General features: G+C 35.8%; 8 protein-coding genes. 3 read left to right on the forward strand and 5 right to left on the reverse strand.

Annotated features, from left to right (window positions below):
* The first annotated feature begins 34 nt into the window (after positions 1-34).
* Both BCR26_RS03600 and BCR26_RS03605 read left to right on the forward strand, forming a co-directional pair.
* A complete protein-coding gene (locus tag BCR26_RS03600) occupies positions 35-2,371 on the forward strand; it encodes a hypothetical protein (protein WP_069697604.1) in 2,337 nt (778 codons plus the stop codon).
* A 334-nt stretch (positions 2,372-2,705) separates the two neighbouring features.
* Positions 2,706-4,472, forward strand: coding sequence for an ABC1 kinase family protein (locus BCR26_RS03605; RefSeq protein WP_084387003.1), 1,767 nt, complete (start codon positions 2,706-2,708; stop codon positions 4,470-4,472).
* A 77-nt stretch (positions 4,473-4,549) separates the two neighbouring features.
* On the opposite strand, the gene BCR26_RS03610 is transcribed toward BCR26_RS03605, so the two are convergent.
* The 3 genes from BCR26_RS03610 to BCR26_RS03620 all read right to left on the reverse strand — a co-directional run bounded on the left by BCR26_RS03610 (position 4,550) and on the right by BCR26_RS03620 (position 6,066).
* On the reverse strand, positions 4,550-4,933 hold the full coding sequence (locus BCR26_RS03610) for an ACT domain-containing protein (protein ID WP_069697605.1): 384 nt from the start codon (positions 4,931-4,933) through the stop codon (positions 4,550-4,552).
* Between the two features lie 24 nt (positions 4,934-4,957).
* Entirely contained in the window at positions 4,958-5,437 is a 480-nt protein-coding gene (locus BCR26_RS03615) for a GNAT family N-acetyltransferase (protein WP_069697606.1), read from the reverse strand.
* Positions 5,438-5,595: 158 nt separating this feature from the next.
* A complete protein-coding gene (locus BCR26_RS03620; protein ID WP_069697607.1) occupies positions 5,596-6,066 on the reverse strand; it encodes a GNAT family N-acetyltransferase in 471 nt (156 codons plus the stop codon).
* 307 nt (positions 6,067-6,373) lie between these two features.
* Here BCR26_RS03620 and thiT point away from each other — a divergent pair, with 307 nt between their 5' ends.
* Positions 6,374-6,979, forward strand: a complete 606-nt coding sequence (gene thiT, locus BCR26_RS03625) for an energy-coupled thiamine transporter ThiT (protein ID WP_069697608.1) — start codon at positions 6,374-6,376, stop codon at positions 6,977-6,979.
* A gap of 106 nt (positions 6,980-7,085) precedes the next feature.
* On the opposite strand, the gene BCR26_RS03630 is transcribed toward thiT, so the two are convergent.
* Together BCR26_RS03630 and BCR26_RS03635 are read right to left on the reverse strand one after the other, a co-directional pair.
* Positions 7,086-7,451, reverse strand: a complete 366-nt coding sequence (locus BCR26_RS03630; protein ID WP_069697609.1) for a hypothetical protein — start codon at positions 7,449-7,451, stop codon at positions 7,086-7,088.
* An 829-nt stretch (positions 7,452-8,280) separates the two neighbouring features.
* A complete protein-coding gene (locus BCR26_RS03635) occupies positions 8,281-13,485 on the reverse strand; it encodes a S8 family serine peptidase (protein ID WP_139124872.1) in 5,205 nt (1,734 codons plus the stop codon).
* Between the last annotated feature and the right edge of the window lie 53 nt (positions 13,486-13,538).

Raw genomic sequence — 13,538 nt, forward strand, 5'->3', positions numbered from 1 at the left:
GTGTAAACGGATAGAAAAGGAGTTGCTGGTATACATGGAGAAATTGAACCTAACAAAGATCACACAGGCAAATAAAAAAGTGCTGATACGAAAAGAAATTGAAGAGGATCGTTTAGGTGAAGAAATCTATTCAGATGATTTATTAAGTCCGTATTCTGTTTATTTAGTGAGAAAGTTTGAAGAAACTATTGATTATGAAGAACAAGGACAATTTGAAGAATTATTGAAAACTCTCATAGAGAATTTTGAACAAGTTTTTCAACAATTTGTTATTAAAAATATATATGTACGCACGACTCAGAAGGCAGTTTACCTCACACTTCTTTTAGCTCTAGCTCAACCGCTGACTAAAATAGAGATGAATGATTTACGCATATGGATGAATGAATTGAAAGTACCAGACCTTCCTGAAACCTTGGAACATTTGCCATCGCCTTCTCAAGAGATTCCTATAGAAATGGTTAAAGGATTACAAGAAACAACTAGTGAAGTACTTTTATTAACGGAAATGATGAATCAATTTGGTTTGAATTTATCTGATATTTATGAAGAATTGCAAAAGCTTAAAAATAAGAAAACACCTCCTGTAGTAAAAGTGGTGAAAAGCGATGCGGCTAGAAAAAAATCGTTGGAATCTGAAAATGCAGAGTTAATCAAGCAGACTACTGAAAAAGTAGATAAACTATTCTCAGCTTTTTCTAGTTTGAAAACACAGGTAGACCAGCGTTTGACGAAGCTTAGTAAACCTAAAACACCGCCTAAATTCAAAGTTTTTTTTAATGGTGAAAAATCTGAGCAGTCTTCTTTAGAAAGTCGATTGGAAGAAGCTTTAAAAGAAATCAATATGTTAACAAAAGAAGTAAAGGCTTCAGAACGTAAAATTACTGAATTAAGTGCTCATCTGGAAAAAAATCAGCCTAAAAAAGTTCCTAAGATTAAGATGCCTGTAAAAAAAGAAAAGTCCAAAAATGAGAATGAACTAGAGAAAAAGTTGGCAACCACAACGGAAGAAGTAACTTCATTGACAAAGCAACTACAAGAAATTAGTCAGAAATTAAGTACGGTGGAAACTAATATATTAGAAGTAAAACCTGATCCAGAAACGGTAGCAAGAATGGAAAAAGATCACGGACAATTACAAGTAACAACTTCTGAAACGAGGAAGCTAAATGAAGTGATCGATGGATTACATAAAAAACTACAAAACGTTGAGACGGAATTAACAACAGTCAAGAGAACCAAAGCAACGCCAGTTATTAAGCTTAAGAAAAGTGAAACCTTAAATGATTTAGCAAAACAGCATCAAGTAGATCAAGAGCGACTAACTGTGAATGCAACAGAAATTAAGCGATTGACACAAACGGTTGGTAAAGTGGATGTAGAATTAATTAAAGCCCATCAAAAAATTGCAGAGCTAGAACAACTCGTAAGGGTCTCTGTCTCTAAAGTACAAGCAACAGAATCGATGCCAAGGCAGAAAGTTCCTGAGCTGTCACAGAAGCAGCCAGAAAATAGTCCATCAATGCCAGAAGGGTCACCACAAGCAATAGTCGGACCTGCCGCACTTCCTGTTTCAAGGCAAATGCCAATCATGGAAACAAGACAGGAGAAGGCAATAGGAGATAGGGTTCAGGAACAAGAAGCTTTGTCACATAGAAGAAATGCTGATAGTAGAATGCCGATTCAGACAAGTAGTTTCCCTTCAAAAGAGGATTTTTTAAGAGCTTCAAGACCGTTAAGTGCACAAGTTAGAATGCAAGCAGAGGTTCAGGCACAGGTCCAAAATCAAGCAAGAGCTCAGGCAGCTCAACAAGCTATTTTTCAACCAGTAAAAGCAGAGACTGCTCCAGTTACCTTAGCTATTGAAGAAGTACTTGATCGAGTTTCTGATCAGTCTGTCAGTACGAAAGAGCAAGAGCAGAATTTGAGTTACACAAGCCAAGCGGATGCCATCCAAGCTAAAGCAGAATTACCTTCGTTACGGCGTTTGAAAAAGCTGGAATGGGAGATTCATTCATTTTTTGAAAAAACGAGAGGGCTTGGTCATAAAGGGATGGTTTCAAAAGAAGATTTTTATGCGAATATGAGGAAAATTGAAGTACTTCCTTATTTATGGACAAAAATCTATGAGTTAAATAGAAAAGATATGATGTTGGGTACAGATTTAAGCTGTCAGAAGCTAATAGATAATCTAGAGGATTTTATTGAAGAGGCAAAAGGCCTTTCCAAGAAAAGAAAAGTCATGGGGAAATGGATTTACTGTCCCAAAGAAGTAGAGCAAAAAATGGAAGGGTACAAACAATTAGGGGAGTACTTTGAACTCTACATTGCTCGTAAAGAAGGAACCGAATCTCATCAGTGGGGATATTAATTTTAAAGAGACTAAGACAAGACTAGTTACGTTTTGTTTTAGTTTTTTTATTTATGTAGCATTAGTGAACAAATACGTTATGAGAGATACATGCCCTATGATAAAACCTCTTTTGAGTCAAAATTACTTAGTTATTTATAGATGAGTGTGGGTTAATATAGTACAGAAAATTATTAAACTATCAGTATTTTGAAACTTATTTTTTGTTTGAAAAATAGGGTCTGTAACTACTGATAGAATAAGATTTCTAGTGAAAAATGGGTAAACGCAAATCTTTTTAAAGTTGCTGAAAACCTTCTTTCCAGTTACTATAAAAGAAAAGGGAGGGATGGAAATGACACAACTTTCAACGGGAAAAAAAGAGCAGAAAAAAAAGACTAGCAGTGTCCGTTTTAAAGAAATTATGAAAGTTTTTCTTTCCTATAATGTATTACCAAATATAGCAAAACAAGAGCATCCTGAAAAAGTCAGGGAAGCTTTTGAAGAGTTAGGACCAACCTTTATTAAAATAGGTCAGATGCTGTCAGTTCGATCCGATATTTTGACACCACGATTTATTGGAGAACTAAAAAAACTACAGGATAATGTGAAAACAGATACGTTTGCTACGGTGAAGCAAACGATTGAGGAAGAGACTCACTTAAAGTTAACCGACATTTTTGAAACGTTTGAAGAACTGCCTTTCGCATCTGCTTCCATGGGTCAGGCGCATAAGGCGACTTTGAAAAATGGGAAGGAAGTCGCGGTTAAAGTGCAACATCCAGGGATAAAAGAGGAAATTAATTTGGATTTATCTTTATTTGCTAAGGTGCTTCCTTTAATCAAGCATATTCCTGAATCCAATGTCGTAGATCCAAAGGAAATTTTTTTAGAAATCAAAACGTCCTTACAAAATGAATTGAATTCGTTGAAAGAAGCGGAAAATGGGGTAGCTTTTTATAAAAAAAATAATGGCTGGGAAATTATCCAAACGCCAATCATTTATCGTGATTATTGTACTGAAAAAGTCCTAGTCATGGAATTTATGCAGGGGGAAAGTATTCGTAAGTTTGTCCAAAAAGAGGTTGTGTCAAAAGAATCAGAAGAACGGAAGCAATTGAAAAATCATCTTGGGAATGTGTTGGTTCGTAATTTTGTAAAACAAGTATTTGAAGATGGTTTTTTTCATGCGGATCCCCATCCAGGGAATATTTTAGTTCGTTTTCTTGAACCAAACGAAGAGGGCTATCATGCTAAAAATAAGGTGAAAGATATTCAGCATAAGAAAGAAATGAAGCAAGGATCTATTGGTTTTAATTATACAGAAGAACAGGATCTACCACCGTATCGTTTAGTTTATTTAGATTTTGGGATGATGGGGTATTTAGACGAAACGATGATTCATAAGCTGACAAATGTGATGGATAGTTTGTATGGAAATAACGTTAAGAATATTGGACGTGCCATTTTGCAGCTATGTAATCAGATTGGACCTGTAGATGAAGAGCATTTTTTTGAAGAACTAGCTCCTTTGTTAGATGAAAATTACGGTGCAAGTGTCGGAGATTTAAATTTACAAACGCTATTTTTCAGAATTATTGCTATTTGCCATCAGAATAATTTGCAAGCACCTCAAGAAGTAACGATGCTAATTAAGGCTATTGCCACTTTTGAAGGAGTCATTAGGGAGTTGGCGCCAGAGATTTCTTTGATTGAAATTGCCACACCTTTTGCTAAAAAATATTTTACCGAAAAAATCGATTGGCAATGGGAGTTAAAAAAAGCCGGTATTGATTTGCTTTATTCAGCGAAAGCAGCGCCGAAGATTCCTTCACGGGTTTTGGACGTTCTGGATGATTTGTCAAAAGGAAAGTCAAAAATAAATTTGGAATTAAAAAAGCAAAATGAACTAATGGATCGGGTTGAGCGAATGATGAATCGGCTTGTGATGGGCTTAATTCTTTCAGCTCTAATTATTGGCTCATCTATGTTAGTGGAATTTAATGCCGGTCTTACTAGTAATTTCGTTTCAGTTTTAGGAATGATTGGTTATGCGATTGCTTTGTTCGCTATTTTATTTTTAGCAGTTGATATCTGGAAAAAAGGACGAAGGAAAAAATAATCCTTCAATAAAAAAATACTGGGGAAGGTTCTGATTTAGTAGAATCTTGCCCAGTGTTTTTTTATAATTTCAAATAACTAAAGAAACGCATGTCCTTGTTCTTGTAGGACGTTACGAGCTTTCTCACTATCTTTATATTTAATCAAAAGATAGTCTGTATTGAAAGTTGATAATGCAAAAATAGAAATATCATTTTTAGCTAAAGGATTTGCTAGTTCTGCAAGAATCCCTACCAAAGAAAAATCTAAGATACCGACAACCTTAATGATGACCCAATCTTTGTCTACATCTACTGCGTTATGACCGTCTATTGAATCCTCTGGAACAACCAATGAACATTCATCTTCAGTATAGGTAATGCTTTTAAAACTTGTGATTTTATGAAAAGAGGAGGGAATGGCAGTTTTGACTGGAAATTTCAGAATCATGTATTTTTGTTGGTCAATAAGCTGTAATTTCATTCGTTTTTCTCCCTTATATCGAATTTATTTCGTTACGGGTAATTTTAGAATAACAAAATCACCATCAATAGTATGTTGCTTTATTCCAGTATCTTTAAAACCGAAGTTTTCATATAAAGCAGGAGCAAACTCTTGTAAACTTTTCTCAGTTACCTTAAATAACAATTCTTCAATTTTTGGATAGTTGCTATTAACAAAATCTGTTAATAAAAAAATGATTTTTTTTCCATACCCTTTGCCAAGATGACGATAGTCCGTTGAAAAGCTACGAATTAACATAATATTTTCTTTGTCAGAGTATGGATTCATGCGATCTACTTTATGAAGAACTAGAAAACCTACTAATTTTTCATTTTCAAAAGCAAGAATGGCTTGGCGATTGGGGTCGTTTTCTGTTAGAGCCACCGCTTCTTTCGGTTCGGACATATAGTGTAATTGTTCGGCAGATAAGCAGTATTTTTCAACAATTGTTCGATAATCGTTATTGTATTTTATTAGATGCATAAAAAAATCTCCCTTCTAAAACAATTTATCCGTAATCATTTACTCAGAAATAAATATCGTTTTATTAAGAACAGTTCTCCTATTACTAATTTTATTATAGCGCATTCTAACCAGTGTGTGTAGGTTGTTTGAGGGTCTTTTTTTGTGGGAATCCATTTTTAAAACAGTTCTTTTTTCATAGGGATGAACTGAATGCCATTGACGATTTGTAACTCTCCTACTTTAGTGAAACCTAAATGCTTATAAGCTATTTCAGCATAAGGTGAAGAGTTAACGGTTATCTCCTGCGAAGTTGTCGTCTTTATTTGTTCAAAAGCTGTGTTAAAAAGTAAGCGTGCTACTCCTTGACGGTGGTAATTTTTGTCTACGAATAACAAAGCAATATGATTAGGGGGACGAACTGCCACTATACCAATTAATCGATCCTTTTTCAAATAGCCCCACATCAGTAGTTGATTATTTTTTATTAATTGTGAGATATTTTCGTTTTGAATAAATTTTTTAAACTCTTTTTGTCCTTCTTCGGAGTAATCTGGTGCTTCAAATTCGTCAAAAGTAGTTTCAATAAGAACTAACGCTTGCGAAAATTCTTTCTGTTCAGGATGAATGATTTTAATTGAGTAATCCATGAGTAAACCTCCTTCTAAGGTTAAATGCTTATAGCTAGTCTAGTATATAGAGAGCAGATAGTAAATAGAACCAGTGAAATTTACTTCAAAAGTAAACTGTGTTAGAATGACTTTGTCAGAAACGAAACCGTGAATGACAAAAAATTGCATAGAACACCATCACATAGGGGAGCGATCCAGCTGAGAATGAGAATACTCTAAACCCTTGAACCTGTTGCGTTAGGACGTGCGTAGGAAGTTGTGATGGAGTAGATAGATTTTACTCCTCCTTTGATGAATGGTTTGTTCTGCATAAGGAGGATTTTTTGTGTCGAAAAAAATGGATTTAAGAGTATGGATTGAAGGAACGATTGTTGCAGCGATGGCGATGGCTCTGTCATTTATTCCTATCCAGTCCGCAAATTCAGCATTTGATTTATCGTTGGGGTTGGTGCCCTTAGTGTTGTATTCTTATCGTAGAGGACTGATACCTGGATTAACAGCGGGATTTATTTGGGGATTATTGAACATTATTTTAGGCTCTGCGCTGAAAAATTTTATCTCAGTTCCGCAAATTATTTTTGAGTACCCTTTTGCTTTTGCCTTTGGTGGAATGGGTGGGCTTTTTGCTAAAAAAATCCAAACATCGTTAGCTCAGAAGAATACTCGCCAAGCGATTATTTATGTTGTGTTGGGAGGCTTTGTAGCGGTGTGCTCTCGTTGGTTTTGGCACTATTGGGCAGGCGTCCTTGTTTGGGGCATGTATGCACCAGAAGGAATGAGCCCTTATTGGTATTCACTTATCTTTAACGGAGGAAGTGCGATTGCGAACACTATTTATGTAGGGATTGTTTTAGGTATCTTGGTTAAAGTAGCTCCACAGTTGTACACACCTAAAGAAAGCTTTCCTATATTTCCAGAAAAAAAGAAATGATAGACCTTAATTAGAGAAATGGCTTATGAGAGCTATGAGAAGAGTGGTATTCAGCCAGTTATAGAAAAATAAAAAAGTAAGAATCTGAACAATAGCTGTCAGATTCTTACTTTATTTGGCGTTCGTCGCTTTTACTTAAAGTACTTACTTTTTTTATATGTTCAACTGCAATCATCCGAATTTGCTGAGAATCTCCTTGCAAACGTAGCATGATACTATCAGTAATAGACTTTGACACAATCCATCCTGAAACAGTTTCAAATTTTTGAGAAGTTGGAACTTCTTTTAGCTGTAGCACCACTAGACTTTTTTGAGCAGAAGCTAACTGCAGCTTTTTTAAAAGGGATTCGCGTTCCTCACTTTTATTTTTCTTATCTTTAGAGTCATCTAAAAAGGCGGAAAGGAAACTTTGGGAAGATTGGGAAATCAGCTTTGATATACTTTTCATGGTTGACTTATGATCGTTATCCATGCTTCAACCTCCTTTATAAATAGTGTTTCTTAAATGTTTAATGTTAGACACTACTATTCTACCTAAAATTGACTAAAATTTCAAGAAAATATGTTCGGTAAAAATATCTCTCCTTTTATCTATACTATGGGTAGGTAACAAAGCTATCTAAGCATCAATTTCATTGCGATAGAAACAAGAGTAGCGTCAGGTCAAAAAACTACAGATTTTATAAAGAAGGATAGAAATAGTTCGCTCTTTTTATGCTAGTCAGTTTATTGAGTGAAGGTAACCTCAAAGGAGTGGTGGGAATGTTTCAAAGACCAACGTATCCATTCTCTTTTCAGGGATTTTTAAATGTAAAAGGATATTAATAAGTAATGCTCTTTGGAGAAGTATTTGTTTAGAGTACTGAAAAATTAAGAAACTATAGGCTTAGCGACAATAGGAAGGCATTAAAAATACCCGCCACAGATTCTCTTGCGACGGGTATTTCGGAGAGCATGATGAACGTAAACTAAATCACATCTATAAACAATTAACATTAGTGTTGCGTAAAAAAATTAACCTATTTTGTCCCTTCAATTTAAAAAAAGGATTAGCTCCACTACCGACAGTTACGGCCAGTGAAAAAACGTGGAGTCGCTCTAAGTCGAAAGGAGAGGTCTCAGAGCTTCCAAGCTGCAAACTTGGGTATAATAAGTGGCAAGCCCAAGTAATTCACGTTGGATTCTTGGCACGGTTACTGGAAATAACTGCTAGTAGTGCCACTGTTTTTTTGAAAACCTCATTTTAATCCAAATATACTTTGTTATTTATGAACTAGTGTGGCTTAGTATATAAATCAGTTTTAATTATTTTTTGAGCCTAATCGATAGCGATACCAATTTAGCAGCAGGATGATAAAGAAGCCAATCACGATTGCTGCATTATTTTTATTTTCTCCAGTTCGAGGAAGAGCACCGCTAGGTTTGCTAGATTGATAGGTTGTTGTGTTTGGTTTTATTCCACCGTTTGTTGCTGTTTCCCCAACTAAACTAGTCTGCTCAGTTTCGCTCGAGCTTTCAGTTGTTGGTTTGTTAGAATTAGAATTTTCAGTAGGAGTTTTTGGTTTTTCTTTTTCTGCAAATACTACAGTAGCTTTGATAACGGCACTTTCATTTCCAGCGTCATCATAACTTTGTGCCCAAACTTCTGTCGCTGTTGTTTGTTCAAACGGTTCAGTGTAAGGTTGATAGGTTTTTCCTTTGTCTAAACTGTAACGAAGGTGAGTATAACGGGCTTGTTCTTGTGTTAACTCTTTATCATAGGTAATGGCAACTTCAACAGGTGGCGTAAATGTTAGCGCTCGTGTTTTTTGAGTAACGGTAATTACAGGTTTAGCTGCAATCTCACTTTGAATATTCGTTACGTCATAGGTTACTACATCAGACTTATTGCCATAACGATCTACAGTGTAAAAATACATTTTTTGATTGGTAACAACAGCTATTTCATCTGTATAAAGCTCGTAAAGTTCTCCATCAAAACTATAAAAAATAGTTATCTGTTCATCCGCAGTAGCTTTTAATCGGACCGCTTGATTGGTTAACTTTGTGGTATCTGCCGTGATGACAGGTATCTTAGGCTGTTCCTCTTGATAAAAAACAGTAATGTTCTTACTCGTTGTATTTCCTAAAACGTCAGTTAATCCAACTTTTAAATGATTTTCACCTGTAGTGATTGGTACTACATAGTCAAAAGCAGCGGCTGGTTTTCCGGCAAAAAACTTCTCATCAAAAACACTATAGCCAATATCCGTATGAATGTTTTCATTGTTTACAAATAGTTTATAGCCAGAGAAGTTGTCTGAAATCAGTCCTTTTACATGAAAAGGATTTTTATTTGTATAGGCAGAATAGTTGTCATTTTCATCAACAGCTAAGTGCTCTAGCTGTAATGTTGGCAAAACAGTATCCACCAGTACATAATAACCTTCGTCAACAAGGGGTTTTCCATCATTCAATTGTTCAGATTGAACATAAAAAGCTAGACTGTTTTTCCCTTGTTTTAATTCAATTGGCATACTAAAGGTCAACGTTTTAGAATCGTAAGAGACGTCTTTTTTATTGATAGTAAAATGATCGACTTTTTCACGTAAGCGTCCTTTGATTGTATAAGTACTAGTAGATGTATCGTAATCCGGATTTCCAACACCAATCGCAGTCAGGCCACTAACATTGATATTTTCTAGTGCAAGAATATCTGTTTGTTGATAGCCAGTTGACGTAATCATTCTTTTTTGCACCGATTGATTGCCATATTCATCTATCGCACGAATAGAAAGCAAGTTTTGACCATGAACGAGTTGTATTGGTGCTTGAAATTGTCCATTTGATTGAATCAAAGCAGTTAAATCTATTTTATTACTGCTATTTGATTGCTCTAGTTCCAGCTTCTTAGTGCTTGCACCTGTAGTTCCAGTTAGTGTATAGGTTATTTCTTCAGTGGTACTATTTTCTTGGTTGGGACTGGTAATTGATAGATCCGGTTTTTGTGTATAAACACTGACTGGAATTTCTTTAATAATTGCTTGTCCTTCAAGGTCGTTTGAAAAAATAATGTTCTTGGTTTCATTTGTTAGAGGGACTGCTACAGTAAATAAATGTTCGTTGGCTTTAGCTTTGACACCATTTACAAATAATTCTTCTGGATATGAGCCATTAATCGTTAGTGTTTGATCGGCCGTTGAAAAATGGGTCGTATTGCTTGTAATGATTTGATTTTCTTTAAGATTGAATAGAACCAACCCACCTTTGGAACCGTATTGGATCGTTTGATTTTGGTAACCATAATTTCCCGCGTGGTCTGTAATTAAAACGGATACTTGATTTTGACCAGCACTTGGTTTCTGTGAATCGGTTAAAGGAATCGACACCATGCTTGTTTTTTGACTGCTAAGATCGTAGGTTTCGATGGTTCCATTTATGGCAATCGTGACAGACTTTAAATCAACCCCACTTAATTGATCTTCCAGTTTCATTTTTAAGCTTGGTGTAGGCGAGGTATCTTCAAAGGTTATCTGTTCAATCGTTGGTTCAGTTGTGTCAACTTTAATAGGTAAAAACATTTCTTGAGGTTTTTCATCAGGAACATTCCCTGTAGCTACAACTTTTAATTGATATTGACCGTCTGGAACGATTTCACTTTTTCCAGTTTTCATGTTGTAAATACTGCCATCCCAATTGGCAGAGGTAATGGTATGAGCTAAAAAGCGTCCTGCTCCAGCGTTAAATAAATTTTTGCGCATTTGTTTTTCTTCTGCTAAACGGCGAATAACTTTTTTGTCAGAGTTAACAATTTCATACGTAACGTTTTTAGCATTCCGTAAAAAGTTTAAGGTCGGTTTTGCTTCATCTTTCCGATTATCTTTATTTGGCGAAATAGCAACTAGTTCAGGAGCAATTGTATTATTATTTAAGCCTAAAAAAGTATTGTTTTTGTCAGTAAAATAACCAGTTCCTAGAAGTGAATTCGCATCATAGACTGGTGCATCAATCACTGGTGCTAAACTATAATCACCATAGAATCCAACGAAAGGCATCGTTAAGTCTGGTTGAGTGTCACTTGTAAAGCCAATATAGCCTTCTACAAATTGCTGTTTTGAAAATGAGTCTGGTAACTCTAATTGAAGCTGAATCGTTTTTGTTTCAGTTGGTTTCAGAGTTACCTCTTTTTGATTCGGTGTGATTTCAGCATCCTTAATTTTTGTTTCATAGACTTCAGCAGTATTTGTTTTAGTTTCCGTATAGACGCCACCAAAATCAGTAAATTGATAGGTTACAGCTTTCGTTCCATTGTTTTGTAACTTGATAGAAATTGTGGTTTTTTGTCCAATTTGCTTTAAGGCTAAGGCTCCATCACCATCGGTTGAATCGGTTAGACTCGTTGTATTTTCAATCGCTTTGTCTACTTTAATTTGCCCAGCACCTTGGCGCCTTGGAGAAATAATCACATCATCATGTTTTTTATCTAACATTGGTACAGCAGTATTCATCACTGATAATTTTGCAAAACGAGTTAAATCGATACCGGTAAGAGAAGTTTTATTCTTTTTCAACGCTTGATAGACTAGGGCTTGAGAACCAGCTACAAAAGGGGACGACATCGAAGTACCGCTTTTCGTTTGGTAGCTGTTATTATTGACAGTTGAATAAATGTTACCTCCAGGTGCTGAAATTTCTGGTTTTAATTCTAAGTCTGGTGTTAGTCCCCACGAAGAAAAGTCAGACATTTTTCCTGTTTTTGGATTTGCGAATTGATAGCTGTTCATGTCAAAACTAAACTGTTGGTTTACAGTTTCATTAGCCAATTTGATTAAAGCTTCTCCATCTTCTTTCGTTAGACCTAAAGTTAAGTAGCTAGGATCTGCAAGTTGCATGCTGATAGGAGGACTATTGGGTACATTGTTGTAAATAAATGCTGCGCTAGCACCATGTTCTTTAGCGATTCGCTGTTTATCAGAAAAAGCAATTGCCCCACGTTGAATTAATACTATTTTTCCTTTGACTTCTTTATTTTGATAGTCGTTCTCTGAACCAATTCCAACACTAACTAAATCTGTTGTCTGATTCAATAAGCTAGGATCGGCACTTGTCGAATTTGACACAATAATTGCACCTGATGGAGAAGTAGATGTTTCCATCGGATAAGCATGTTTCGTTCCATCCGCATCTACTAATTGAACAAGTAACCCTCCACTTGTAATATAGGTGTTTTCAGCGGAAGCAACGGTTAGAGCTTCTGTAGTGACACCTGAGGAGCCAAGAGTTCCTGTATCGATGGTTCCCAATTTATTTTGAGGGTCAGTATTAGCATTATCTGTCGTGCTAATGCTGCTATTGCCTGCTGAAATAACAGACAATACGCCAACTTCAGCTGCTTGTTTGATTACTAATTGTTCAGGAGAATCTGGGTCGACGGTGCCGGAATCTGAGCCCAAGCTCATATTTATAATATCAGCTCCCAGTTTGACAGAATCTTCAATAGCCGCAATGACATCATCATCTAATGCTGTAGGCACGCGCGTATTGTTTGTAAAAACTTTCATTGCTAGTAATTGTGCTTCTGGCGCAACGCCTAGAACGGCTTTTGCAGGATCTTCACCAACGCCATTTGCAGCAACAATTCCTGCGACATGCATACCATGCATGTTCGTTCCAGGGTTAGTATCAATGATTGTTTCATTGTTGTCAGCGTAGTTATGACCATAAGGAACTTTTCTGGTAAAAGCTTGACCATAGCCCATATTTTTAACACTCTGCTCACTTTGCTGAAGGCTAATTTTTTCTTTGGTATCTGTTGATAGACGTAAGTCTTTATGTGTTGGGTCAACTCCTGAATCAATAATGGAGACGACCATTCCTTCTCCTTTTAATTGGTGATTTTGCCACACTTGCTGGATGTTGGCCAATTGATTGGCATCAATAGAGGTAGGATAGTAAACTTTTGCAGCAGAAACGGATTCAACGCCAGTAATTGAGCGGATCTTTTCAATATCTTTGTATTTTGCATCAATTGAAAAACCATTGAGTAGGTAGCCGAAAGAGCGCTGGCTTTTATTCCCTGTGAGTGCTTCAATTTGTTTTTTTATAGAAGCTTGGTTATGGATGACAGAATCAGTTGCTCGCTCAATAGTTTGAACAGAGTTTTTTGAACCCGTCGGAGCATCAAGTTTTTCAACAGCAGCATCCTTAGTTAATTGTACGATTAAACGTATTTTCTGTTGTTCTTCATCGATAGCGTTCTCATCAAAGGAGTTAGTATCGAACCCTCGACTGGCTAATTGAGCTTTAACATTTTCTTCAAAGGCTTGCTTACTAAGCTCATTGACGAAAGATTCGTTCTTCTCATGAGCTTCTTTTAACGTTTGATAATTTGTATCTTGCTGAGAAGTTGTTTCTTCTTTTCCAAAAACAGTTGTTGAAAAGAGATTAAAACTTGTAGAAAGGATTAAGATTGTCAGTAAAAATAAAGGTATTTGCTTATGTGCTTTTTTTGAACCGTACTTTTTCATAATAAAACTCTCCTTTTACTCTCATTTAATTCAAATTAAATCATTAGTTTTAT

Origin of the sequence: Enterococcus rivorum (genome assembly GCF_001742285.1) — a bacterium.
Lineage (GTDB): Bacteria > Bacillota > Bacilli > Lactobacillales > Enterococcaceae > Enterococcus_L > Enterococcus_L rivorum.

Bases quoted from the DNA above. Each gene is read 5' to 3' on its own strand.
- BCR26_RS03600 (WP_069697604.1), top strand. From the start codon at position 35: ATGGAGAAATTGAACCTAACAAAGATCACACAGGCAAATAAAAAAGTG.
- BCR26_RS03605 (WP_084387003.1), top strand. From the start codon at position 2,706: ATGACACAACTTTCAACGGGAAAAAAAGAGCAGAAAAAAAAGACTAGC.
- BCR26_RS03610 (WP_069697605.1), bottom strand. From the start codon at position 4,933: ATGAAATTACAGCTTATTGACCAACAAAAATACATGATTCTGAAATTT.
- BCR26_RS03615 (WP_069697606.1), bottom strand. From the start codon at position 5,437: ATGCATCTAATAAAATACAATAACGATTATCGAACAATTGTTGAAAAA.
- BCR26_RS03620 (WP_069697607.1), bottom strand. From the start codon at position 6,066: ATGGATTACTCAATTAAAATCATTCATCCTGAACAGAAAGAATTTTCG.
- BCR26_RS03630 (WP_069697609.1), bottom strand. From the start codon at position 7,451: ATGGATAACGATCATAAGTCAACCATGAAAAGTATATCAAAGCTGATT.
- BCR26_RS03635 (WP_139124872.1), bottom strand. From the start codon at position 13,485: ATGAAAAAGTACGGTTCAAAAAAAGCACATAAGCAAATACCTTTATTT.